This is a genomic window from Rhodococcus artemisiae (assembly GCF_036327795.1).
Classification (GTDB): domain Bacteria; phylum Actinomycetota; class Actinomycetes; order Mycobacteriales; family Mycobacteriaceae; genus Rhodococcus; species Rhodococcus artemisiae.
In genome coordinates this window covers 55,009-79,612 of record NZ_JAUTXY010000019.1, presented here as the reverse complement: position 1 = coordinate 79,612, position 24,604 = coordinate 55,009, and the positions used below count along the sequence as shown (strand labels likewise).

The 24,604-nt window shown below is 65.7% G+C and carries 20 protein-coding genes; 19 read left to right on the top strand and 1 reads right to left on the bottom strand.

Features of this window, described 5'->3' with window-relative positions:
* Positions 1 to 1,115: 1,115 nt before the first annotated feature.
* The 8 genes from Q7514_RS29150 (at position 1,116) to Q7514_RS29115 (ending at position 11,077) form a co-directional block, all read left to right on the top strand.
* Positions 1,116 to 1,427, top strand: coding sequence for a hypothetical protein (locus tag Q7514_RS29150; protein ID WP_054807647.1), 312 nt, complete (start codon positions 1,116 to 1,118; stop codon positions 1,425 to 1,427).
* A gap of 43 nt (positions 1,428 to 1,470) precedes the next feature.
* Entirely contained in the window at positions 1,471 to 1,917 is a 447-nt protein-coding gene (locus tag Q7514_RS29145; protein WP_330136748.1) for a hypothetical protein, read from the top strand.
* Complete coding sequence (locus tag Q7514_RS29140; RefSeq protein WP_330136747.1) at positions 1,914 to 4,964, top strand: ATP-binding protein; 3,051 nt, start codon at positions 1,914 to 1,916, stop codon at positions 4,962 to 4,964. Before Q7514_RS29145 ends, Q7514_RS29140 begins: the two co-directional genes overlap by 4 nt.
* The gene (locus Q7514_RS29135; protein ID WP_330136746.1) at positions 4,961 to 7,180 is read left to right on the top strand and encodes a hypothetical protein; all 2,220 of its coding nucleotides are present in this window, start codon (positions 4,961 to 4,963) and stop codon (positions 7,178 to 7,180) included. The genes Q7514_RS29140 and Q7514_RS29135 overlap by 4 nt, the downstream gene beginning before the upstream one ends.
* Positions 7,180 to 8,022: a hypothetical protein gene (locus Q7514_RS29130; RefSeq protein WP_330136745.1), complete on the top strand. Its 843-nt coding sequence runs from the start codon at positions 7,180 to 7,182 to the stop codon at positions 8,020 to 8,022. Before Q7514_RS29135 ends, Q7514_RS29130 begins: the two co-directional genes overlap by 1 nt.
* Positions 8,019 to 9,623, top strand: a complete 1,605-nt coding sequence (locus Q7514_RS29125; protein ID WP_330136744.1) for a peptidoglycan DD-metalloendopeptidase family protein — start codon at positions 8,019 to 8,021, stop codon at positions 9,621 to 9,623. The genes Q7514_RS29130 and Q7514_RS29125 overlap by 4 nt, the downstream gene beginning before the upstream one ends.
* Positions 9,624 to 9,872: 249 nt before the next feature.
* Positions 9,873 to 10,469, top strand: a complete 597-nt coding sequence (locus tag Q7514_RS29120) for a hypothetical protein (RefSeq protein ID WP_330136743.1) — start codon at positions 9,873 to 9,875, stop codon at positions 10,467 to 10,469.
* Positions 10,470 to 10,480: 11 nt separating this feature from the next.
* Positions 10,481 to 11,077: a hypothetical protein gene (locus Q7514_RS29115; RefSeq protein ID WP_330136742.1), complete on the top strand. Its 597-nt coding sequence runs from the start codon at positions 10,481 to 10,483 to the stop codon at positions 11,075 to 11,077.
* A gap of 472 nt (positions 11,078 to 11,549) precedes the next feature.
* Here the strand turns inward: Q7514_RS29115 and Q7514_RS29110 are convergent, their stop codons facing one another.
* Positions 11,550 to 11,981: a helix-turn-helix transcriptional regulator gene (locus Q7514_RS29110; protein ID WP_330136760.1), complete on the bottom strand. Its 432-nt coding sequence runs from the start codon at positions 11,979 to 11,981 to the stop codon at positions 11,550 to 11,552.
* Positions 11,982 to 12,481: 500 nt separating this feature from the next.
* On the opposite strand from Q7514_RS29110, the gene Q7514_RS29105 reads away from it, so the two are divergent.
* The 11 genes from Q7514_RS29105 (at position 12,482) to Q7514_RS29055 (ending at position 24,479) form a co-directional block, all read left to right on the top strand.
* Positions 12,482 to 13,078, top strand: a complete 597-nt coding sequence (locus Q7514_RS29105) for a hypothetical protein (protein WP_330136741.1) — start codon at positions 12,482 to 12,484, stop codon at positions 13,076 to 13,078.
* Positions 13,075 to 13,530: a hypothetical protein gene (locus tag Q7514_RS29100; RefSeq protein ID WP_330136740.1), complete on the top strand. Its 456-nt coding sequence runs from the start codon at positions 13,075 to 13,077 to the stop codon at positions 13,528 to 13,530. The genes Q7514_RS29105 and Q7514_RS29100 overlap by 4 nt, the downstream gene beginning before the upstream one ends.
* Before the next feature lie 266 nt (positions 13,531 to 13,796).
* The gene (locus Q7514_RS29095; protein ID WP_330136739.1) at positions 13,797 to 15,155 is read left to right on the top strand and encodes a hypothetical protein; all 1,359 of its coding nucleotides are present in this window, start codon (positions 13,797 to 13,799) and stop codon (positions 15,153 to 15,155) included.
* A 165-nt stretch (positions 15,156 to 15,320) separates the two neighbouring features.
* The gene (locus tag Q7514_RS29090; RefSeq protein WP_330136738.1) at positions 15,321 to 15,932 is read left to right on the top strand and encodes a hypothetical protein; all 612 of its coding nucleotides are present in this window, start codon (positions 15,321 to 15,323) and stop codon (positions 15,930 to 15,932) included.
* A 319-nt stretch (positions 15,933 to 16,251) separates the two neighbouring features.
* A complete protein-coding gene (locus Q7514_RS29085) occupies positions 16,252 to 17,040 on the top strand; it encodes a ParA family protein (RefSeq protein WP_330136737.1) in 789 nt (262 codons plus the stop codon).
* Positions 17,040 to 17,465 carry a hypothetical protein gene (locus Q7514_RS29080; RefSeq protein ID WP_330136736.1) on the top strand — a complete coding sequence of 142 codons (426 nt, stop codon included), beginning with the start codon at positions 17,040 to 17,042 and terminating at the stop codon, positions 17,463 to 17,465. The genes Q7514_RS29085 and Q7514_RS29080 overlap by 1 nt, the downstream gene beginning before the upstream one ends.
* 188 nt (positions 17,466 to 17,653) lie before the next feature.
* Positions 17,654 to 18,832: a DUF2637 domain-containing protein gene (locus Q7514_RS29075; RefSeq protein ID WP_330136735.1), complete on the top strand. Its 1,179-nt coding sequence runs from the start codon at positions 17,654 to 17,656 to the stop codon at positions 18,830 to 18,832.
* Entirely contained in the window at positions 18,832 to 20,643 is a 1,812-nt protein-coding gene (locus Q7514_RS29070) for a hypothetical protein (protein ID WP_330136734.1), read from the top strand. Before Q7514_RS29075 ends, Q7514_RS29070 begins: the two co-directional genes overlap by 1 nt.
* Positions 20,644 to 21,438 (top strand): hypothetical protein, encoded by a 795-nt coding sequence (locus Q7514_RS29065; protein WP_330136733.1) that lies wholly within the window; start codon positions 20,644 to 20,646, stop codon positions 21,436 to 21,438.
* A 196-nt stretch (positions 21,439 to 21,634) separates the two neighbouring features.
* Positions 21,635 to 23,623: a cutinase family protein gene (locus Q7514_RS29060; RefSeq protein WP_330136732.1), complete on the top strand. Its 1,989-nt coding sequence runs from the start codon at positions 21,635 to 21,637 to the stop codon at positions 23,621 to 23,623.
* A 478-nt stretch (positions 23,624 to 24,101) separates the two neighbouring features.
* Positions 24,102 to 24,479, top strand: coding sequence for a hypothetical protein (locus tag Q7514_RS29055; RefSeq protein WP_330136731.1), 378 nt, complete (start codon positions 24,102 to 24,104; stop codon positions 24,477 to 24,479).
* Positions 24,480 to 24,604 lie beyond the last annotated feature (125 nt).

The following is a 24,604-nucleotide window of genomic DNA, read 5'->3' as shown; positions in this document are numbered from 1 at the left end:
CGGGGCGAGGTTCTGTTCGTGCCCGCGAGAAGAGTTGCAGAGGGTCCCCGTTTTCACCAAGCAGGTGAACACCTTCTGCGCGCTCGGGCGGGACGATTCTGGGTGCGGGTCGTGCCCGGCCGATTGTTGTGCCGTCCAACATGTTCGAAGCGTGTCGGGAGCGAGGCGTGTTCGGCGCTCGATTTCACCGTCGCTCGAGCGCTGACCGCAGCGGTGTGCACAGTGCTCACGCATCGCTGCGGTGAGCGCTCGGCGCAGCGGTCGAGAACGCACTCACATCACGCTGCGATGAGCGCTCATTCGAGCGGTGCACACAGCAGTCGCACACCACTGAGTCGAGCGCTCATTCGAGCGGTCCACACAGCGTTCGCGTACCACTGCGGTGAGCGCTCGACCGAGCGCGTGCACTCGCTCTCGCGAGCGGTGTCTCGAACGCTCATCACGGCGCTGACGCACACGATCATCGAGCGTGTGCTCAACCGGTGAATCGAGCGCTCCGGAGAGCGTCCGACGTGGGCGGTTGCGAATAGCGTTGGCTCCCGGCGGAATTCTGAGTTACACTCCCCCCCAAGGAACGCCGGGGGGGAGTGACCCCGGAGGGGTGGCCCCCGCGAACGCTTTTTCGAGCGGTCGAATCCACCGCTGAAATCCGCCCCCGAATCCATCGCTGTTTTCGAGCGCTCATTCGAGCGCCCTTCCCTGAGCTCATTCGACGCGCTCCGCGCTGTCCTTCTCCCCGGTCCGATCACCGCTCGTCGAACCCCGCTCTCGCACTGTGTGCGCACGGCGCCGGTATATGCGTACTGAGCACCCCTATGTGGGCATAGAGCTTCTACCACCCCATAGGCATCCGAAATGCACCGACGAACGCAACACTTCGTGTGCGCTGAGATCGCGCGTGTGAACACCGCTGCGGCGCACCGTCAGCCGCGTCATATCTGCACCGGTTTCCGGTTTCGTGTGTCGATGCGTGTTTTTCGCGTTCGATCTGCCCGTCGACCTCGGCGGATGCGGACGGTGGGCGTGTTCACCTGGTTGGGGGAATTCGCGTTGCCGTTTTACGGTCTCGGCCATCCCATCTCGGGTGTACCGACCGAACCACCACTGGAGTGTTCATGTCTCTCGCATCGAGCTTTGCCGAACTGGTGACCGCGAACGTCCCGCGCGGCGACGCGCTCGCCCAGACCACTGAGGTCAGCACCACCGGTGTCCGGGCGTGGATCGAAGACAACATCGTCTTCACGATTCTCGTGCTGATCGCATGTGTGGTGTTGATGGGTGGTCTGCGCGGCAACTTCTCGAAGGTGGTCACCGTCGGCGGTCTCTCGCTCATCGGCATGGCGTACATGGGCATCGCCACCAATCCGGACGCGGCGACCGGAATCGGCAACTGGGTGCTCGGTCTGATCGGCATCCAGGTCGCGTGAGCACCATGCGCGAGCACCGACCGACCAGCGAAGGGCACCGACCGTGATCGACAACGACGACATGCTGCACCGCGTGGATCGGCACTATCTCGGCCCGACCGGTTTCACGCTGCCGTTCCGGCTGCGCTACGCCGCGGTCGGACTCGGCGCGGTCATCTTGGTGACCGTCTTCGTCATTGCTCGCGCACTCGTGCAGGTGCCGCTGAGCTACACCTCGCTCGTGGTGATCGTCGGGGTCAGCGCGGTGCTGACCTCGAAGGTGACGAAGTACGTCAATGCCGACCGCCCGGTCCGGTCGGTGGTCAAGGCCGCGTGGAACGACCTGACCGCACCGCGCCCACCCAAACAGGGTCAGACCGTCACGGTCCGCATCCCCGCCGCTTTCCGTACCTCGCGTAGCGCACAGGACCACGACAGCGGGTTGCACTCCGGCGACCTCGTCACCCGCGACACCGACACCTCGTCGAACGAAGGGAACCTCTCCCGATGACCATGCAGTCCGACAACGACATCGCCGCGCTGTTCGATCCGAACTTCGACGAGCCCGAACCCGCGGTCGTTCCCCCGGGCGCGCTCCCCCCGTCATGGGCGGCCGCAATGGCGGCAGGACGCGGCCCCACACCCGCTGCGTCCGCTCCGATGCCGGCGCCGGAACTGGCGTGGTCCCGGATGCCCGACAGCAGCATGGCGCCGCCCGCTCCGGCGGCCCCGCTCGACGCCGAACCACCGACCGGCACACGCTCGCGCAGGCGCACAAAGCGTGGCAAAAACACCGACGCAGACAAAGACTTCATCCGGCAGGCCACAGCGGCGCGCACGCGCGCCGACCGCGACCGCAAAGCGGTGCGCCTCGGGCTGGTCGGGGTCGAAGGCAACGTCACCCGCACCCGCACGCAGTCCACCGCGTGGTTCGTCCAGCCGCCCGGCCCGTGGAACATGCGCCCGGTGGGCCGGCAGCGCCGCTACATCCAGAACGAAGCACTCGTGCTGGCGAACCTCGCCGAAGCCGGCGTGACCGGTCTGCATCGCCGTCTGGTGCGCACCCCCTGGCCGGTGCGCCAATGGGCACAGGCGCACGACACATGGGCCGAACCGATCCCCGACGTCCCCGGAGCACTGTCGTGGGCGGACTACCTGCGCGGCCAGCAGCACGCACTGCTGTGGGGCAACCCGACACAGAAAGGCCGCTACTGGGGCGTGGAGCTGCCGCCACGCTCAGCGCTGGCGATCGGGCTCGACACCGTCTCCGCGTGGTTGCTTCCCGTCGTCGACGCCCCGTTGGTGGGGCGTGTAGCGAAGATGGTGCGCAGCTGGGCGCGCACGGCGTTCCTGGGCGAGCAGAAGGCCATTGCCGATCACCTCGCGACGGTCGAGCGCGTCCTGTCGGGCCAAGGTGCGGCTGCTCGGCCTGCCACCGCCGCGCAGATGGACTATCTGTTGCTGCGCTCGGCCTCGCTCGGATTGCCGCTCGATGCCGAGGGTGTGATCTCCGGCGGCGGGGATTGGGAGCAGTCCGATGTGGCTGCGCTCGAAGACCTCACCGACCTCGCACTGACCCCCGGCGACGGCTACACCACCGTCCGCGGTCAGGTCGGGGGCCGCGACTACACCGGCTACGCGATCGTGCTCACGGTCGGGCGCATGGCGCCGCTGCCGATCCCGGAGCGGATGCTGCCGTGGCAGGTCATCGGCGACCAGTCCGGTGAACCGCTCGAATGGTCCGAACGCATCCGCCTGAAGACCAAGAGCCAGACCGTCAACAAGTTGCGCCGGTTGACCTCGAGCATCGAGGCCCAATTCGACCACTACACCGTCGAACACGATCAGGTGCCGCCGCAGGAACTCGCCGAGCAGCACGCGCTCGCGCAGCGGGTGATCTCCGACATCGAAGAAGACCACTCGGGTCTGTCGGTGCGCACCGAAGGCTGGTATCGGGTCGTCGTGGTGGGTTCGACACCGGCTGAGGCCAAGGAGAAGGTCTCGATGCTCCAGGAGATGTACGCCCCGCACATCCGCCTCGAACAGGAACACGGCCAATACCAACTGTTGCGCGAATTCATGCCCGGCGAACCACTGGCGAACATCGCGCACTGCCGACGCATGAACGTCGAATCGCTCTCCGCCGGCATGGCCGCGGTCGGCGACCGCATCGGGGACCGCACCGGCGTGGTAATCGGGGAAACCGCGTCGATCGCACCGCGGCCCGCGGTGTGGGATCTGTTCGCAGCACACGAGACCAAGGACAAGTCCGGTCTGACACCGATCGTCGCGGTCCCCGGCTCGGGCAAGACGTTCCTCGCGGGCGTGCTGCTCTACCAAGCCGTGCGGGCCGGCGCCTACGGTGTGGTGCTCGACCCGTCCGGACCACTCAAGAAACTCGCGCAGCTACCCGAGTTCCGCGGCATCGCCGAAGTCCAGGCACTGACCGGCCGCACCTCGCGCCCGGGTTCGCTCAACCCGTATCGGGTGATCGTCGATCCGCGCCGCGACGACCCCGACTACAACCCCGCGAACCCGGATTACGCCGACGATCTCGACCGAGCGGCGGCAGCGCAGTCGCAGTACGAAGCCGATGTGCGGGCCGCGGCCGCAGAGCGGATCTCCGTGGCGGTATCGGTCCTGAAGATGATGCTTACCCCTGCGCGGCTCGATCACGAGTGGACCGAGACGGTGCTTCAGACGGCGGCGAACACGGTCGGCGGCGAGCGGCACCACAATTTGCGTGAAGTCCTCGAGGCCATCGCCACACTCGCCGGCGAGGACGAGAACGTCGACCTGCGGACCTGCGCGAAGAGCGTGTACCAGGACTTGACGATGATGTCCGATCTCGCCGAGGCCCGAGTGCTCTTCCCCGAGCGCGGGACCACCGCAGACGCGGACGACGTCGCAGGCGATCGCATTCGTCTCACGGTGTTGACGATGCCCGGTCTGCAACTGCCGCCCGAGGGCACCGACCCGTCGCAGTGGACACCGCAGCAGCGGATGGCCGGCCCGTTGATGCACATGGCCGCATGGCTCGCCAACCGGCTCGTCTACGAGCTACCGCGCTACGAGCGCAAAGTACTGTTCCTCGACGAGAACAAGTACCTCGAACAGACCGGCGCCGGCCGCACCCTGAACCTGCGCATCGCGCGTGATTCGCGCAAGTACAAGGTCCGCGCACTGGTCTGCTCACAGCTACCGGACGACTACCTCGGTGTCGACGGCACCGACGACAAGTCCGCGCTGACGTACGAGGTGATCATCGGCGATCTCGGCGGCAACGCCCACGCCATCGCGGGCGCCCTGAAGCTGCTGAACCTGCCGGCCGGTGAAGGCTACGAAGCGCTGTTGGCCGATCTCGGTGGCGGCGGCGAGGACACCTTCGATCCGGACACCAATACCGATCGTGTGGATCAGGCACGGCGGTTCATCGTGAAGATGGCCGACGACATCGAGTTGATCCGCTCGGACTGGACGCACTTCGTGCACCTGGCGCATGTATTCGAGGCGTTGGATTCGCGGGCGACCCGCGCCGCGATGGGTAGCGCGTCATGAGCCGGCAGCAGGCGCAAGCAGCCCTGGACAGGCCTTGCCCTGCCCCGCGCCGTTCCGGGCGGCGTACGGGACTGGTGGCGCGTGTTCTGACCGTGCTGATGCTCGCAGCGATCCCACTGATCGGCGGAGGCGCCGGGGTCGCGGCCGCGAGCGGATTCGACTGCAAGGAAGTCCCCACGCCGGAGTTCCCCAACGAGGTCATCGAAACAACCTTCGACTCGTCCAGCGCCAGCCGGTCACCCCGTGACGGTGGTGGTGGCACCGGGTATGAGAGTTACGGGTGGGCGGGCCTGAAATGGCACACCTACGACCTCGGCTGCGGTGAGGATCTGGTCAAGGCACCCGGCGCGGTCGGTGACACCACCCTGGGCAACACCTTCTTGACGATCGGCAAATCGCTCGCGGCCGCGGCGTTCTGGCTCGACGATCAGACCAAGACCGGACAGGACGCCGCCGAAGCCGGTGTCACGCCCGCGTTGTCCCAAGCCGGTGTCACGCCCGCGTTGTCCCAGTTCGACCGCATCGTCTATTCGATCTCCGAGGGCATGAGCGGGGTCTACACGCAGTGGCTGGGAATCGCCCTGATCATCGTCGCCTCGATCGTGCTGTGGAAAGCATTGAAGGCCGACGCCGCCGGCGTCACGAGAACCTCCGCGATCGCAGCGGCCGGCCTCATGCTCGGAGCACTGTTCGTCGGCGCACCGCAGAAGGCGGTGCAGGTCGCCGACGAGACGTTCGGCTCGCTGATCACCGAGACCCAGGACCAGATTTTCTCGGTGCAGTTCGGGGACGGGCCGGGCGGCGGCACACTCACCGGTGGGCCCACCGACCCGAAGAACGTGCTGATCGACCGGATCTTCCTGCCGGACTGGCGCACAGGCTGGTTCGGCACCAACTATGACGCAGCGGACTCCGCCCGGCTCGGTCCGAAGCTGCGCGATGCGCTGGCCTTCTCGTACGAGGAGCAGGAGCGAGTCAAGAACGATCCGCAGGCCCAGGCCGAGCTGGCCGAGCAGAAGGCCGACAAGTTCCGCGAGATCGTCGATGCCCTCGAATCCGACTACCAGTTGTCCTATTACCAGTTCCAGGGCAAGGACTCCGGTCGCACCTCCACCGGGTTCCTCGGCATGCTCAAGCTGGCCCTGCCGTCGATGTTGTGGATCGGTGCCTCGCTGCTCAAGATCACTGCGCTGCTCGCGATCCGGTTCGCGATCCTGTTCGCGCCGTTGTGGGTGCCGCTCGCGATGGTCGCCGGTGGTTGGCTGGCTCGTATCCTGCGCATGCTCGCCACCGCCTACATGTGGGGTGTGGCCGGCGCGGTCATCGTCGCGCTCTACCTGATGGCGCTCGTGCAGCTGTATGTCCACGACGACGCGCAGGTCGACGGGACATGGCGGCTGTGGTTCATGATCCTGCTGACCGTCGTGTGCTGGGCGATCATGCGCCCGTTCAAACGCATGAGCCAGACCTTCACCCAGAACAGCGCGAGCATGGTCAACCGCAAGGCCCGCGGTATGAAGCAGTCCCTCAAGACCAAGGCGTTCGCCGCCGCAGGGGCAGCACTCGGCGGCCCCGGCGGGGCGATCGCAGCCAGGGCCGGTGAACGCTTCGCGAGTAGGGGCCGCGGCGCCGACGACGCCAGCGATACCCAGGTCGAGGGCAAAGCCACCACTGTGAGCAGGCCCGAAGGGCGCGGCCTGAGCAACCGCCGGCAGCAGGCACTGACGCAGGCACGAGCAGACGCGCGCAAGGGCAGCACCGAACGACTCGGCCAGACAGCAGATCCGGTTGCCGAACGGGACGCGCGCATCGCCGGGATCGCCGCCCTCGCCAGCCGCGACCTCGCCCGTGGCGCCACCCCAGTCGAGGGCACGGCCGCAGAACGGGCCGCCGCGACCGGTGTCTCCGCGTGGCGGCGGCTGGACAAGGACGAGGCCGAGAGTCGCCGTCAGGAACGACAGGCGCGCAAGGAGCTGCTGACCGCGAGTGTCGGGCAGCGGTGGGACGGTGGGGATCGCTCGGCGATCGCGCCGATGAAGGTCTACACCCCGGCCCGCCGCCGCGAGTCCGCACGCACCACCACCAGCGGCAGCACCAGCTCTCGGCCGCCGCGCCAGGCCGCCCTGAGCGGTGAGCGTTCGGCCGCGGCCCCCCGGTCGCGAGTCTGGAACGCGCCCGCCCCGTCCGAGCCCACCCCGAGAGACAGGTACCTCTGATGACTCGGTCCGGACCCAATCCCGTGCTCGCGCCGATCCGCCGGTGGGTGCTTTATTCGCGCATCAACCTGGTTATCTCGGTGGTCGGTGCGATCACGGTGTTGTCGCTTGTCGGCATGGTGTTCGGCGAAGACCCACAACCACCGACCGTGGGGAACACTGCTGCGGACTCGACCGCAGCAACCGCCGACACAGCCGGGGCTGCGGCATCCGGGGACGTGATCAGCCACGACCTCGACGAGGTCAGCGAGTCCGCGGTGGTCACCAAGACCGCGTCCTGGACCGCAGCCAGTGCACCGGCCACCGCGATGGCCTACGCCCACGCCTTCGTCGACACCACACTCTCGGACACCGAGTGGACCCGCGCACTGGGCCGCTACACCGCGGACACCCCCGCCGACACCACGGTGGCGGCAAGGCCGCAGACCCCGGTGGTCATCACCGGCCCCACGCTGAGCACGGCGGTCACCGGCGCCGCAGGAGCACCGAGCGCACGGGTGAGGGTCCCGACGCAAGCCGGGGATCTGTCGGTCTCCGTCGTGGTCGACGAGCGGCCGGACGGCTCCCAGCGGTGGGTGGTCGACACTCCCCTGCCGACACTGGATCTGTCCGAGGTCGAGAAGCTCGCAGTGGCCCCGGCGCCCACGCAGGTCACGACCGCACCCCGGCCGACGTCGACGCCAACCTCGACCTCGGCACCGGCACCGACGACCTCGCCGTCTTCGTCCGAACCCGACACGCCCGAGTCCGAGCCGAGTCGCACGGTCGACCCCGCCCCGGTGCCGGTACCGGGCCCGATCCCCATTCCGGAACTCGACACCCCGATCCCAGGACAGCTGTGAACCTCGGCCGCGCCGGCAAGGCGCTCCTACTCAGCGGTGCCGCTTCGGTCGTCATCGGCACGGCCGCATGCTCGACCGGCGCCCCGGTGATTCCGCGCGATCCGTGCAGGACCATCCCGACCGACACCGAGACCGGCAGCTCCGCGGCGGCCTCACCAGACACAGCATTGTCGGTCTCCGGACCGATCCAGCTACCTGTACGCCCGGGAACGGCCACCCACACATCCGGATTCGGTGCCCGCTGGGGCACGCAACATCAGGGCGACGACCTCGCCGGGCCGGTCGGCACACCGATCCTGGCCGCGCTCGACGGAATCGTGGTCGCCGCAGGATCCTCGGGCGAAGGGCCCGGGGTCGGGTTCGAGAATTGGGTGATCATCGACTCGAACGTCGACGGCTCTCCGGTGAGCACGGTCTACGGGCACATGTTCGCCGACGGCATCCATGTCACCGCCGGACAGCAGGTCACCGCCGGCGAGCACATCGCCGACATCGGCAACGCCGGCGCCAGCACCGGACCGCACCTGCACTTCGAGTACTGGCAGGGCGGCCGGTTGCAGGGTGGCACCCCGCTCGACCCGGTGACCGTCCTGCCCGAGATCGCGCAGCAGAACGGCGGGGCATCGGTGTCTGTCGATGACCACCACGACAGCGCTGGCGATCAGGACGCCGCCATCAGGCTCGTCTCCGCGTCCCGTTCGACCGCCGACTGTTCCGGATTCGGTATGGCCGGCGGGGGCGAGCTGGCCTTCGGGACCGTGCCGGCCGAGTTCGAGCCGTGGCTGCGCCGCGCGGGCGGGGTCTGCCCGGAGGTCGACTCGCCGCTGCTGGCCGCGCAGCTCCAGCAGGAGAACAACTTCCGCTACGGCCCGAACGCACCCGTCTCCCCTTCCGGTGCGATGGGACCGGCCCAGTTCATGCCCGGCACCTGGGCCACCTGGGGCAAAGACCATGACGGCGACGGCACCATCGATCCGAACTCCATCGGGGATGCCGTGATGTCGCAGGCGCACTTCATGTGCGCGCTCCACCAGGACGTCTCCGAAGTCTCGGGTGATCCGATCGAATTGGTGCTGGCGGCCTACAACGCCGGCCCCGGCGCGGTGCTGATGCACCGCGGCATCCCGCCGTATGCCGAAACACAGAACTACGTCGCCAAGATCACCGCAGCCCGCGCGGCGTTCACCAACCCGAACTCGCGGGGCCGATTCCTACCGAATACCTCTGGTGACAACGGTCAGGTCGTCGCCGCTGCGCGCGAGTACCTCGGCACCCCGTACGTCTGGGGCGGTGGGGGCACCGGCGGCCCCAGCGGTGGAGGGTTCGATTGTTCGGGTCTGACCTCGTTCGCCGTCCACGCGGCCAGTGCCGGGACGGTCTCGCTCCCCCGCACCTCCGAGCAGCAGTGGACGGTCGGGGCCGAGATCCCGATCGAGCAGGTACAACCGGGTGATCTCGTCTTCGGTAGCTGGGGTCCGAACGGGCCCGGCCATGTGGGGATCTACTCCGGCAACGGTCAGATGGTCCACGCGCCGACAACGGGTGATGTGGTCAAAGAAGCTCCCCTGCAAGCAGGGATGAAAGCCCGCCGGGTGATGTGAGGGGACATGTCGTTATTCCAGGTCACAGCGATTTTCCGACGGATGGCGAACTCATGACCACCACCGAGGTCGAAATGCCATTTCCGAAGCAGCGGCATCTCCGTTGTTCGCATCGCTCGGGAGGTGCGAACCTCCCCGGGACTACCGGCGGGAATACGGGGGTCATGGGCGACGGGTCCACCTGTTCGGCGCTGAGGGACATGTCGTTTACGCTGGTCAACTTCTGTGTGATACGAATCGGAGGGACTTGTGAGGGCGAAGAAGCTTGCCGTGGGGGTGCTGACTGTCGTGGTCGTCGGCCTCGTCGCCTATTCGTGCGTGTCCCGCCAGGATGAGGTCGAGGGATCGGCGACAGCCGGCTCGACGACGACCAGCTCGACGACGACCGCACCCACCACGACGGCCGGCTCCCCTCCTTCGGCTGCGGAGATCACGACACCGTCGCCGGCAGCACAAGCAGCCGAGGACATCGCGAGGCAAGCACTGACCGTGGCCTTCACCTGGTACCCCGCCACCGATGCCACCCAGAACGACGCCTACGGACGCGCCCGCGGTTGGCTGACCGAGCCACTCGCCGAACGGATGGTCATCGACGCCCGCACCGAACGCGGGCCCGGTGTGCAGTGGGCGCAGTGGGCCGAGCAGCAGGCGAAGGTCATCGCCGACGTCAGTATCGAGTGCTCCGGCTGTCCCGAGGACACCGACACCGTCGTCCGGCGTGTGGCCACCATCAAGCAGACCGTGGTGTCCGGCAGCGGCACCGATACCGTCGAGCCCGACACCACGGTGTGGGTCACGATCGTGCGCGAAGGCGACCGCTGGCTCATCGACGAGATCCGCTACTGACCGGAGGACCTGTGAAGCCGAAGAACCTTGCCGTCGCCCTGATCATCGCAGCGTGCGCTGTTGGTCTCGTGTCGTGCGGTAGCGACGAGCCCGCCGGCCCTGCAACGACTGCGGCCCCGACCACGACGGCAGCGCCGGCGGAAGTATCAGTCTTCGGTGAGGACAGCACCGACATCGGATTCAAAATCAACAAGCAGAATGCGACCGCCATCGTCGAGGCCGTGGAAGAGCGTGGGGGCACACCGGAGCAGGCGGTCGCGGCCCTTCTCGCCGGCCAGGCCGAGACGGGCTGGACCTCCGGGTTGTCTCTACCGGCGCCAGCGAAGGACATTTCAGACATTTACGGGTGGCGGTTCGCGTACAACATCGGTGCCGATTCCACCGATGCTGTGCGCGCCGCGACGTACACGTTCATGGACAACGCCGCAGCCGTGAACGTCGACCCGTCCGATCCGGTGGCGTATGCGTTGGCGGTGCAGCACGCTGACGAGCGCGAGTATGTCGAGGACGAGCGCTACTACAAGAACGGCGAGACCGCCGCCTCGGAGTACGCCAAGGCCCAGCCCATCGCCGAGGCCGCGTACGCGGAACTGCGCGACGCGCAGTAATTCCAGCTAGGGGACATGCCATTATCACTGGTTGAAGAAATTTCAGGCCGGTGATGTAGGCGGCAGCAGCGGGGCTGCCTCCCAATGCACTCCCCCCATCACCAAATGCATAAAGGGCATCGCTTCCTAATTGGCTTGGAGTCGACAGCTATCCACGCCCCCGAAATTGCCTGCGCACACATTATTGGAGGCGCACATATTGGCTATATGCCCCCATATATCCCATATATCAACGTTACCGTGATTTGCGACACATGCTTTGGTGCCGCATATCCACCCTGGGTAAGTTTCATTCTGCTCGGGGGAGTGTCTCCTTCGCGCGCGCGCCAGTCGGTTGAGTGATTCCCGGCTGGAAGCAGAAGGCCCCACGAAAATCGTGAGGTCTGCTTCCAGCTACCCGGAATCGGAGGACGACATGCACAGCGCGAGGAACCCCAACGAGGGACACACCACACCTGGCCAGGTAGAGAAACTACGAAGGCTCGCCGAGCGGCCTATTCCGCGCGCGTTCATGTGCCGCCCGCAGTTCACTCTCCGGAATCCCCAGCGCAGCAGACAGCTTCTCGGCAGCGTTGTCGGAGAGCGAGATCACTCCGCGCTCCACACTGCTCACAATCTGAGTGGTGATGCCGGCCTTGGCGCCGAGTTGAGGCTGCGTGAGCCCGAGCAGCACCCTCCAGTCACCCGGGTAGCGCTCATCCACGGGCACCTGCACCACATCGGCGATCGTCACGCCCAGCACTTCGACGACACGCGCAAGCAGGTCCACCTGCGGAGACGAGTCGTCCTGCTCCCAACGGCGGATCGTTCCCGTACCCACCTTTGCGACCCGCGCGACCTCGGTCTGCGAGTACCCAGCATTGAGACGCGCCTGGCGCAACGCATCGGGGTTGAACCCACGCATGATTCGTCGGCTCACCGCACGAATCCTCCTCGTGAAGTCGTCATCGCTAGACACTGTGCCGTCCTCTCGATACGATGCGCGCATATGGATTTGAATACAACGAGCTGTATAGATGGATGATAGGGGAGCATGAAGACAACCACAGAAAGCGAACGGTCCCCCAGCTGTTAGCGCAGCTGAGGGACCGTCAGACAAGCGAGCCGACTGTTAGCGCAGTCGAACAAGCCAGAGGCACGCGGGTTCGCCGCCCACGACCTCGATTTGCAGAATGGAGACCTGCAATGAACACGTTAGTTGGTACTGGGCGTACACGCCTAGTTCCGGACAGTCCCGCCCCTCTCGTAAGAGAGATTCGCGACACACCTTCTGCCAGCAAAGATCCTCGACACACTCTTGCTGAGCATCTGCCGAAGCTGGACGGCACCGCATGCTCGACCTGCGGGTTCGCCTATTCCAAAGACCGGCCATTGTGCCCGCCCGTCGCCCGGGCCCTGCGCACGATGGCCACGCGCACACAAACCAGATCCTTCAGCTCCTACTCGACCGACCAGCTCCGCGCGATGGAACGAGAGCACTGCGGCACCGGCCGGTGCCGCCGGTGCGGATTCACCTATACCCCCAGCGCGCGCCTCTGCCCCACCTCCCGCCGTATCGCTCTCGAACTCGAGTCCCGCTTCAAAGCACCGATGAGCGAGCCCCGAGTGGGTCAGGGCATGTGCGCCGGTAAAGGACTTGCCTGGACTGTCACCGGGAACGAGTCCTCGGCGTGGCGACAGGCCGCGGCGGCGTGCACCCAGTGCCCACTGCTCGCCCAGTGCACCGCGGATCTGGAGCGTCGGCTGGCCGGCGGGGAGAAGATCACCAATCAGATCCTGGCCGGGCGGCTGTTTTCCACCCAGGGTGTCGAGGTCAAGGTCGAGAAGATAGAGCAGTACGCAGACCGATGTGGAATGAAGACCCGGGACCGGAACCACCGTGCACCAGCTCGGCGGTCGACCCGGTGCACGGTGATGGCCCGGACCGCACCAGAACCGGAAAAGACGCTCACAACAGACACAGGCGACCAGCTGGCTCTCTTCGAGTCGGTGGCCGCATGAGCCACGCAATCGCATCGGACCGTGAGGGTCGCAGCTGGGCTGTGATCTCCGTGGGCGCCACCCTCAAGGCCCGTCTCGTCAGCGGCACTGCCACTCCTGCGGTCATGGACCTCGCCGAGCTGATCGACGCGTACGGACCGCTGATCATGGCCCCTGCCCGTTCCGCTGTCACTGGCGGGTTCGCGGCGATCGCCGACACTGTCGGACTCGTTGCATCCGATCCGGAAACTGCCTCGATCGAGCAGATCGAGCAGATTGCCGCCTTCGCAATGTCGATCGTCCGGCCACAAGGTCGACAGGGCATATCCAACCCCGCACCCCCGCATTTGTGCATGCGAGCCTCCGCAATCGAAGGGCCTGCGCATGGTGAGATGTGGGGTGCTGAAGTGGGCCAAAAAGACAGGAGGTGCATCGATGACCGAGTGACCCACCCCGAACAATCCAGCAACTAAACAGTGCAGTGATATAGCCCAAAAAAGAGAAAACCCCCAGGTGGGGGTGGGTTTTCAAGAGAAGATCCACGGAAGGATTTGGAAGATCCTTCCCCTCTGAGGGAGATCGTCTGGCCGGACGATCACACTCTGGGTGAGTCTCCGAAGTTGTCGCTTCGAAAGACTCAGTTACTGCTTCCCCGAAGGGACTTACCTTGCCAGGTACGTCTCAGGGTAGCGCACACCCTGAAAACAGCTCAACCGTTCAGATTTCTACAACCCCCGGCGTGTCGTCCGAGGTCAGCGTTATTGACCCTGCTCTGCCCCAGCCTTTCGCGGTCGGCGAGTGGGAAGCGATCGTCGCGGCTGCCGTGGCGAACGTCGCCGAGATCGAGGCCGCGCAAGCACAGGACGACCCCGCTGAGGCCGCGGTATATGACCTGCTCGAGGCCCAGCCCGCTGGCGCACGCGCCGCACTGTCGCTGCCCGTCCCCGCCGGCGCCTGTGCCCGAGTCCCGACCTGGCACAGCCGCCGGCATTGGCTAACGCTCTGTGAGTGGATCGTCACCCACACCGACCGTGGCTGTGCCGCTCTCAAGCGCCATGGCATCGCCGCGGCCACGTTCCTTCAGGTCTGTGCCGCTCACGCCGAGTACGCCGAGTCCACGACCGGCCGCCGGGTGTCGGCAAGCCTGGACACCCTCGCCAGCCAGTGGGGGCTCTCGATCGACAAACTCAAGCGTGGTCGACGGGTACTCAAGGCACTCGAGCTCGGCGTCGAGCTGGCCCGCGGTAAAAAGCTCAACGCCATCGAGCGTGAGGCCGCAGCCCGACTCTACGCGCAGGCCCACGACCAGCAGGCCCCCGCGCGGCTCCAGATCGGCGCTGCGAGCGTATGGGCGCTGTCCGCACCGCTCTGGGCAGTCGAGGCCATGCCCGCTCCGGAGAAGCCACAGCGTCGGTCACGACGTCGCCGCGCACGCTCCCACCGGGGGACGGCCGCCCACCCTGGTTCGCGAGCAAAGCGCAGTTCGGGCCGTTCCGCACCCCAATCCCCTGGTGGTTCATTTTCAGTGAATCTTTCCGCTAGGAAAGATCACCAAGCGCGCGAGCGCGCAGGCAAAGAGAACTCAAATTCGACAATGATTCGACCGTTGACGCTTCAGCGAGCAGCCGCTGAGCTGGTCGACCGCATCCCGGCACTGCGCACTGCCGTCGGCATCGACGATTCCACCGGACACCGTCGGGGCCACATCGGATCGGTCTGTGACCTGCTGATCGACGCCGGTATCGACACCGATCGCTGGACAGGATCCGACATCGCGCAGGCCCTGAACCACGACGGTGCCACTCGCGGGTGGACGTGGCCGACCACTGAGGCGATGACCTCCCCGCTGCGTCTGGTGGCATTCAGGCTGTCCCAGCTCGACTGGACAGGCCCCTCGCTGACCGAGCGCAAGGTCCGCGGCCGTGATTTGCCCGGGGAGGCCCCCGCTGCGACGGCACATCGGCTGGTCAAGGCCCGTCGCAGCGTTCTCGCCGATGAGTCGGCCACGCAGGCGCCCCGGGCATCTGCCGAGCATCGCCGGGCGCTTCGTGCGCAGCTGGCAGCGGACCTAGCGGCAAAGAAAGAGGCCGCTGCGTGAACCGCATACTCGAAGAAGGGACGTGTCGTCGATGCAGGTAAGAGCAACTTTCCTGCTCGGCCAACCACACCGGCGACACGCCAAATGCACTGCCCGAAGACAACGAGTGCATAGGCTACGAAACGAGTCGCACGAGCCCGGAACGCGCAGAGGACGGAAGTGACCATGAGCAACAGGAAGACACACCGCTCGCATCCGCGCGTCCTGGTCAGCCGGTCTGTCGAGGAGCGGAAGAAGGTCTCCCACAACGCAGACTCGGTCAGGGAACGGCTCCGGAACGGAACGCGGTTGGTTGTCGTCGACAGTGGCGACCAGGTCATCGAACTGTCCGACAAGGAACTGGCTCCGGCCACACACGACTGGACACTGCGGATTGTCGGTGCGTCGAGGGTCCGTATCCACCTCGCCACTCCCCTGCCGGCCACCGCACAGATCGTCGCGACCGGCCGGTCGTTCGTAGAGGCCACCGGCCACGCGACCGTCCACGCCTACACCCATGCCACCGTGCACGCGTTCGACCAGTGCACCGTCCATGCGCGGAACTTCGCGTCCGTCAGTGCCTGTGATTCGGCCGCGGTCGTCGCTGTGGATGACGCAGAGGTCTCCGCCTACGACGACGCACGTGTGTATGCGAGCGATCGCACTCGAGTCACGGCGGTCGACTCCTCATCGGTGCATCTTTCTGGTGACGCCCACGCCTCCGTGGTGCGTGGCGTGCGAGTCACCGGACCGGCACGCTCGAACTTTCACGTGTCCCTCCCCTCGCGCTCTGCGTGAGTACCACCTAGTAGCCCCTATATCCCATATGGGGACTGCTTGGTGGTACTCACTGGGCGCTGGCGTTTGCGGCAGCATTGTGCCGTCTGCATCCCGAAATCCCTCGGTATCTGAGGTAGCCCGAGGAGGATGAAAGCGCAGCTCATTGCATGTAAATGCAGCATAGATCAGCTTCTGTATCGCTAGTGCATATCTGGGTATAACAGCTGACGGTAGCTATCCCAATATGTGCTCAGTAGAGATACCCTTATCGAAGATATGGTGTACTGAACATATATAAGCTAATATAAGTACCCATATGGGAACGAGAGGAGGGGTTATGACGATCACCGCGATCGCCAACCTCAAAGGCGGGGTCGGCAAAACCACCGTCGCCAACGGGTTGATCCATGCTGCGGCAGCCAGCGGTAAATCCTGCTTGCTTGTCGATGCCGACATGCAGGGCAACTCCACCAAACATCTGACCGGGTATTCGTCGAAGGAGCCCGCACCGAACTCGCTCGCTGATGTCCTCGACCGCAGCATCGACCTGCCTGCCCGTGAGGCGATCATTGCTGCACGTCGTGAAGCGATCCACGTGATCCCCAGCGGCTTCGGTGAGTTGCAGGCCGTCAGCGACCAGCTCGGATCCAAGCCCGGGGGAGAGATGGCGTTCGCGAGGGCGCTCAAGCCGATTTCCGGCGACTACGAGCACATCCTGATCGATTGCCGTCCCGCGATCGATCTCGTCTCACGCAGTGCTCTGTACGCCGCCGACAATGTCCTGATCGTGGTGCAGCCTGAGCAGGACGCCCTGGACGGACTCGACGCGATCCGTGATGCCATCGAAGACATCGCCGAGTACATGGACAAGGTGCTCCCGATCGCCGGTGTTGTCGTCAACCGTGTCGACGGCCGCCGCAGCGACCACGCCAAGACTCTCGGCTATCTCAGGGAGTACGCAGCCGAGGACGGAATCGACCTACTCGGCGATCCCATTCCTCAGCTCACCGACATCTCCAAACTCACAACTGTCGGCATGGGATTCGACCAGCACCCCAACTCCCCGGCCTGGGCGCGCAACCTCCATAAGACATTCACCGAGATCCTGGAGAAGGTGGCTCACTGATGAGTGGGATTCCCGAACCCGTACGACCGGCACCGCGCCGTTCCCGCAATACCTTCGCGCAAGCCGCGGAGTCCATGAAGGGCGAAGACGCAACCTCCGCAACACCTGCACCCGTTGCGCAACAGTCCGCCGCAACATCAACGCCCGTTGCGCAACAGTCCGCCGCAACGCCTGCCCCCGTTGCGCAACAGCCTGCACCGGCCCCGAAGAAGCGCAAGGTCGCAACAACCGACATCTTGCTCTCAGTCTCCGAAGAGCTGAAGGAGCGCATGGTGGCCACACTCGAGCACACCCGTCCGCGCACCGGCATCACCAGCCAGCAGCAGTTCATTCGCATTGCAATCGACCAGCTGTGCAAGCGTCTGGAAGCCGATTTCAACGACGGGGAGGCATTCCCTCAGCCTGCGCAGCGCATCGATCTGTAATCCATATGGGCTATAGGGGGTATGAGTGTGGATATGGGTATTGCGTTTGATTGCAACGTCCCTACCAGCGCGATTGCGCGATTGCGCAACATCACACCCTCCGACGGCCAAGATGCAATGAGACCCCGCCGGCTGGTATCCGGCAGGGCCTCTACGACCGGGACCACCCTGGAAGGAAACCCCGATCAATGACTGACCTTAATCTCCGCGCCGCACGCATTCAGCTCTACGGACTGATCGCCGCGCTCGTGTTCGCGATCCTCATCGCTGCCGGCATCACCGCCGGTGCCTTCGTGCTCTCGTTCCACGTGCTGCGCGACCTGGGACTCCAGGGCATGCTGCCGGAACCGCTCACCTGGATCTTTCCCGCCATCGTCGACGGAGCCATCCTGGCGGCAACGATCTCCTCGGTCGTCCTCAACAAGGTCACCGGCCCGAGCCCGGGCCGTACCTTCTTCCTGTGCCTGCTGGTCTCCGTCGTAGTAGCCAGCGTCGCAGGAAACGGGTACCACGCCTGGCGCGCGGCGGAGGAAGCGCGGGCACTGATCACGGCGGGTGCCGACCTCGGTTTCACTCCGTTGCATCCGATCGGTGCCGCGCTCATCACGGTCATCCCGCCGCTTCTGGTGCTGGCGTTCACCCACGGCATCGGCATCCTCATCAAGGCGATCGGCACTGCCTACAGTGAGTACAACGAGCTGGTGAACACTACTGACGCAACATACGACGCAACGTCGACGGCTGTTGCGCAGCAGCCCGCAATCGTTGCAGAGGACACCGCACCGACTGTTGCAACCTCGCGCTTCGCGACCACCGAACCCATCGCAACAACTGCGACCGCAGTGACTCGGACCCTCACAGAACCCGCCATCGACGCCGCCGCTGCGCCGGCCGAGCCGATGCTCACTTCTGACGACTCGGCGCCTGTTGCGCCCGTTGCGCCGCCTGTTGCGCCTGTTGCGCGCACCGTTGCGCATGATGTTGCGCAGTCCGACAGCATTGCGTCCGGCGTTGCGCTGCGCCATGCAACGCCGGAACCCGCACGCACCGCGCCGGATGCAACGATCGCGCCGGAGCAGACCACCGCTGCGCTCCTGGAGTTCATCGACACCGTTCCGGGACTTTCGGACAGCGTCCGTACGACCGCTCGCCTGAAGGTCACTGACCCGACAATGTCGTTTGCGGCCATCGCCGAGGAGACAGGCGGTGTCGCAGCCAGTACCGCGATGCGGCGCTACAAGAAGGCCGAGGAGGCTGCCCTCATTGCCGGGTTCGAGATGCCCCCGCTGCCCGATCTCGGAGAGAACACCCTCACCACAGACCTCGATCGTGAACTGGGCGAGTTCCACGAGCTGGTGACCTCCTGATGGCGCGGGACGACAACGGCGCAGAGCAGTTCTCACTCTTCGACGTCGGCGCCGACAACGAGTCAGATCCGACGCCTGAACCTGACCAGCCTCAACCGCCCACACCTGACACCGACACTTCCGTCGATGCGGACATAACCGGGCCGGACTCCACTGAGATCGCTGAGTCTGACGGCGAGGACGTGGGGGAGGCACCCCCACAGGCACTGCGACCGTGGGAATCACTGCCCATCACCGGGGACGCCGACGGCCACGCACTCATCGTCACCGCCGACGCCACATACACCCCCTCGGGGACACGGCTGACCGGACCGGTCGACTCGATCGAGAAGCTGGACAAACTCCTCCACTGGGCCGCGCTGACCCCCCACGGCCTCACCGCACAGGTGTGGTTCGTCGGCATCGACTCCTGCGCGAGGCTCGGCTGGACGATCGACCCGGGCAGCGAAGACGACACCGACGACCTCGAACAACTGCGCCAACACGCAGCCTCCGAATTGACCGAAGCGATCACGACGACACTTCCCACGCTGATCTCCGCCGGGTGGGAACTGCGCGGTAACCCCGGGTTCGTTGTGCACCTGACCCGCAAGGTCGGCAAAGCCACCCAGATGGTCGACCTGATCCTTGAGCCTTACGTGTGGACCTACTGGAACAAAGACTTCGGGTGGGGCAACCGTGTCGGGGACATGGGCATCCTCGGTAACCCGACCGCAGGCACCTACCTGCCCGACGACGACCTGCCTGCCGCCCGCGAACTCGGCCGCCGCCTGGCCTGGTCAGTCGCCCACCTCGGCACCCTGCCCGGCCCCACACCGGCCCGCACCGGGGCGGCGATCCTGGACAAGATCCGCCGCGAACGCCTCCGCACCAGCAAAGGCATCGTCGTCACCACCGCCGGCCCGATGCCCCCCATCGACGGCGCGCCCCGCGGCGACTTCGAGCCGGCCGCCGGCTGGTCGCGGGTACCCGACACCGACGACCTCGACGACGCCACCGCTCTGGTCACCATCGACCAGCGCGCGGCTTATCTCGCCTCGGCGGGGATGCTCTCGTTCGGCTACGGCCGGGTCCGCAACCTGGTCGGCGCCGACGCGGCATCCGCAGCATTCGCCGACAAGCCTGCCTTCGGGATCTGGCGGGTTACCCTTCCTGCCGCAGCGCAATACGCGTTGCCGGAGAAACTTCCGCTTCCTCACCCGGCGATGCTCGATGATCAGCCGGTGCGGACCTGGGTCACCACCGTCAGTCTGGAAGGGCTGTGCGCCCCGATTGCCGACGGCGGGATGGGCGTGGATGTCGACGACCTCGACGTCACCGAAGCATGGGTCTACGAGGAACAGGGGCGTGCGCTGGACAAGTGGGCCAAGGTGCTGCGCGAGGCTCGCGCGGTGGCCGTCGAGAGCGATGACGTGGCGATGAAGCGGTTCCTCGGCGCCTGCTACAAGGGCTACGTGGGCCGGATGGTCAACCCGGACCTGTGGACCGCAACTCGCATGCAGCACCACCACCAGCCGCTGTGGCGCGCGGCGATCATGGCGCACTGCCGGTGGCGAGGCCGTCGCGTGGCGATGCGCATCGCCCGAGAGACCGGCCGGTGGCCGATCCGCACGATGACCGACTCGTGGGTGTACCTGGTGGGGGAGGGGCAGCACATCGCCGACGACAGCGACGCACTGGGCAAGATGACGCTGGAGAAGCAGGTGGAGCTGACCGACGAGATGATCCTGTCGTTCGCGGCCGCCGAGACCACCCACGAGGTCCGCCTCGCGATCGCTGCGGCCTACGGCTCGCAGGACGAGGAGGATTAGATGGCGCTGCATCTGCCCAAGCCCCGCTCGAAGTCCGTGGTGCAGAAAGCTGTCGGTCTCGACGGCATGAAGGTCAAAGTCGCCGCGGCCGCCGCGGCGGGAATCGCCAAGGCCCAGGAATCCAGCAGTGGTCTAGCTGGCCTGACCGCGAAGGTGTCGGTCAAAGAGCTGCGTCAGGAGATCGGTAATGACGGTCTCCGCCAGGCAGCCATTGATGCCGGCGCCAAGCCTCCTTCGGACCGGACGCTGCGTCGCTGGGCACAGCAGGACCGCATCCCCCACGCGGTGCTCTCCGAACTCGCTCAGCGCCGCGCGGCAATCGAGCGGCTCGGCGGTGTGAACGAGGTCGCGAAGAAGATCGGCCGCAGCCCGTCGTCGGTGCGCAAGTACGTCTCCGGCAAGACCAACGAGTTGCGCAACGACGCAAAATCCAAGCTCAAAGCTGCGAAGGCACAGGTCACCATGCACAAGGCCGGTGTCCTCAAGCCGGACGGAACACCGAAGGTAGCCACCATCCGCGTCACCGGCCGTGTGCACGTGCGCAACGGCGACGAGGCCGGCTACGACTTCCGCACCCGCACGCTGGACTTCGGTAATTCCGATGTTCCCTTCAGCGCGGAGGAATCACAGGCGATCGCTGCGGCGCTGGCCAACGACGACCAGGCCCGTGTCGTGGCGATCCTCGAACGGCACGCCACGCTCGACTATCCGGAGAGCAAGGGCTTCGACGTCTACGGTGACCAGTTCGGATTCCACTTCGATGCCATCGACAAGCTCGACGTCACCTGGCACTGAGACAGCACCGTCGAGGGCCGCTTCCACTACGCGCGGAGGCGGCCCTCGACGTAGGTCGTGCGTGCATCTGAATAATGTTTGTTTGCGCAGATCAGAGTAGGAAAACCTGGGCAAAAAGGTGGTTCACCGTGTTGGGGAAAACCGAGGGTTCGGGTGAACGTATGCGGGCACATTCCCTTCCGGTCATGAGGTGCCCATGCCTGTCAGACGTTCGAGGTCCCGCCGCACAGTCGCGTTGATCGCTACCGCGACCGTCGCGAGCGGCGGCGCACTGCTCACTGCTCCGGCGCTCGCTCATGCTGCGCCGGCCGGCTGCACATCGACGTTCAACCTGTTCATCCCCGGAACGTGGGAGACCGACGAAAACGCTGACCCCAACCAGCCGGTGGGCATGCTCAAGCCGATCGCGGACGCGCTCGAAAGCACCCACGGAAGCCAGGCGCAGGTCTACACCCTGCCCTACATGGCCAGCGCATTCGACAACGGCCACACCTACGCCGACAGCAAGGCCGACGCGGTGGTCAAGGCCAGCCAGGTGCTCGCGGACGTCGCGAACTCGTGCCCCAGTACGAAATTCACGATGGTTGGCTACTCACAAGGTGCTGATGCTGCCGGTGATATCGCCTCGGACATCGGCAACGGAAAGGGCCCCATCGATGCGAGCCGTGTACTCGCGGTCGGGCTGTTGGCCGACCCGGGAGCCGGTACGAAAGGGGCAGCGACCGTGGGCCCGCGCACGTCAGGGCAGGGCATCGCCGATCCGCGCCCGCAAGGAATGGGAGCCCTGTCCGGGCGCGTTGCCTCGATCTGTGACCCGGGGGATCTGTACTGCTCGATCGAGAAGGGATCGAGTCCGCTGCTCGGCTCGCTCGGCTCGATCCTGAGCAAGGGCGCCGGCGCCGGTGACGCCACTGCGGCGCCCGGCGGCAACACACAGCTCGCTTCGGCCTTGACCTCGGATTTTTCGGACGCGGATCTGCCGGCGCTGGGGACCGACGTGGCTACGCTCGGGCAGCAGCTCACCGCACCGACTGTCGACATCGGCCAGGTCGCGTCCACTGCACGGTCGATCGCGTCGACTCTCGCTCCGCTGACCGACCTTCTCAGCTCCGGCGCGGCGAACCCAGCAGCGAACGGCCAGCTCATAGCTGCGCCGGTCGGTTCGGCCGAGCACAATGCCGGCGAAGTCCTCACCCGGGCAGGGCAATCCGATCTCGCTGGTGCCTTCACTGCGGTGGTCGAGATCGCGGATACGGCGAACGCCCTCGCCGGTGGTGATTCGCTCAGCCTGCCGGCCTCTGCGCCCGAGGTGCAGACACTCGCCGCGAACGCGAGTGCGCTCACCGGTCAGATCGCGCCGCTGGCCTCCACACCCGCGGATGCGTTCAGCTCGGCCGCCAGTGTGCTCTCGGTGCTCAAACCGACTGTGGTGGTCGACCAAGTCTTGAATGTCGCTACCGGCGTGACCTCGCTGGACATGCCCGGCATCCTCAATAACCTGACGTTGCTGCCGCAGAAGGTCGCCGCACTCGATGCGCAAGGCGCACACCAGATCGCAGGCGAGCTGAACAACCAGTTTGCGCCGCTGGTGACGATGGCCGCCGCCGTCGACATGCGATGGGTCTCGCAGATACTCGCGGTCATCCCGGACCCGTCCGGCGCAGCACAGATCGCGGCGCTCGTGGCGTCGATCCTGTCGAACGTCGATGTGATCAGGCTGGCCAACATCGTCGGGCAGATTCAGGAGATCGCCTGGTCCGCGCTCGAAAAGCTGTTCCCCCCACCCGGGGTCGCTCCTGATCCTCTCGGAGCTGGAGCAGCGATGACCGGCTTGGTTCCTGTGGGTCTGGATCTGGCGTCGGTGGCGGTCGACATGCTCTCGGGCAAGGTCACCAAGACTGCTCCTGAGCTGCTGGGTAAGCAGACGAATGCCGTCTCGACGAGCATCACCACACAGACGGCGAGCCTGGACCTTCCGCAGCTGTCGGACTCGCTGGTCACGCTGTCGCAGTCCCAGGGCGCCGACGACCTCGCCTCATTGGTCAGTGAAGGGCTCAATGCTGCAAGTTTCTTCACCTCTGGCGCTCACACCAACTACAACGCTCTCGTTGTCGACAATGCCGGTCGTGACGCCATCGCGTGGCTCTCGGACTGGCTCAACCTCCAGATCGGACGTGCCGTATGAGTCCCCGTGCCCACAACCCATCTGCCCGCTGGACGTGGTGCGGCCGTTGCGAACACCGGGGATATCTCACCCGAGGTGACGCGAAGGCGGTTCGGAAGCGTCACCATGGGGAGAAGGGGATGGCGGTGTTTCCATGCCCGCACACTGAGGGCTTGTTCCACGTCGGACACCGGCCCGATGCGTTGAGCAGTGGGGAAATAGACCGGGGTCTGCTGCGCCACCAAGCCGTGCAGGCCGCCGCGGGGCGCTGGTTGTCGTGAACAGGGCCGAGAGGGCTGTGCTTGTGGCCATTGGTGCCGCTCGCCCTCGTCGGGACGTACACCATCATCCGATAGACCTTGATTGACGGGAGAGATCCATGACCACTGCCTCGACCATTTTGACCAAAGTCGAGCGTCGCTCCGAACAGCGACGCAGGACGGCCCAGAGTAGACGGATCCACAAGGGCGAGAAGGGTCTTCGCGCAACATATGCAGGCGTGGACGACCTCGATGTGCCGTCGGTGCGGGAGGTCGTTGGTCGCTACCAAAACCTGCGTGATTCCGGACGTCTGCCGGTCGATGGGGACGAGCTCGAAGGTGCGGTCTGGACGGTGCGCCGGCAACATTCTCAGTTGTCTTCGGAGGCCCTGCTCCGCGGGATGTTCGTAGGGCTCTTGGTGATGCTGGCGCATGCGAAGTTCTCCTCCTGGGCTGTCGATGATGCATTGGCAAGCGTCGTTTTCGGGGCGCTTGCAGTGGTAGTGGTGTGGGCGATTGTGCGAAGGTCCGAGCAGAAGCGGCTTGTCGTGTTTCGTGCGCACGCCGATGCTCTGCTTTCGCGGGCCGAGACAGTTGAGGTGGCAGCCCCTTCTTAAGGCTCGGCCTCAGAGGAAGGACCGTTGGTGCTGTGATCTCGCAGGAATCTGCGTGTTCGGCACCGAATTGGAACAACACAATGCATAATTGTAATGTTGATGGGGAGGGAGGCGTCGGAAGGTCC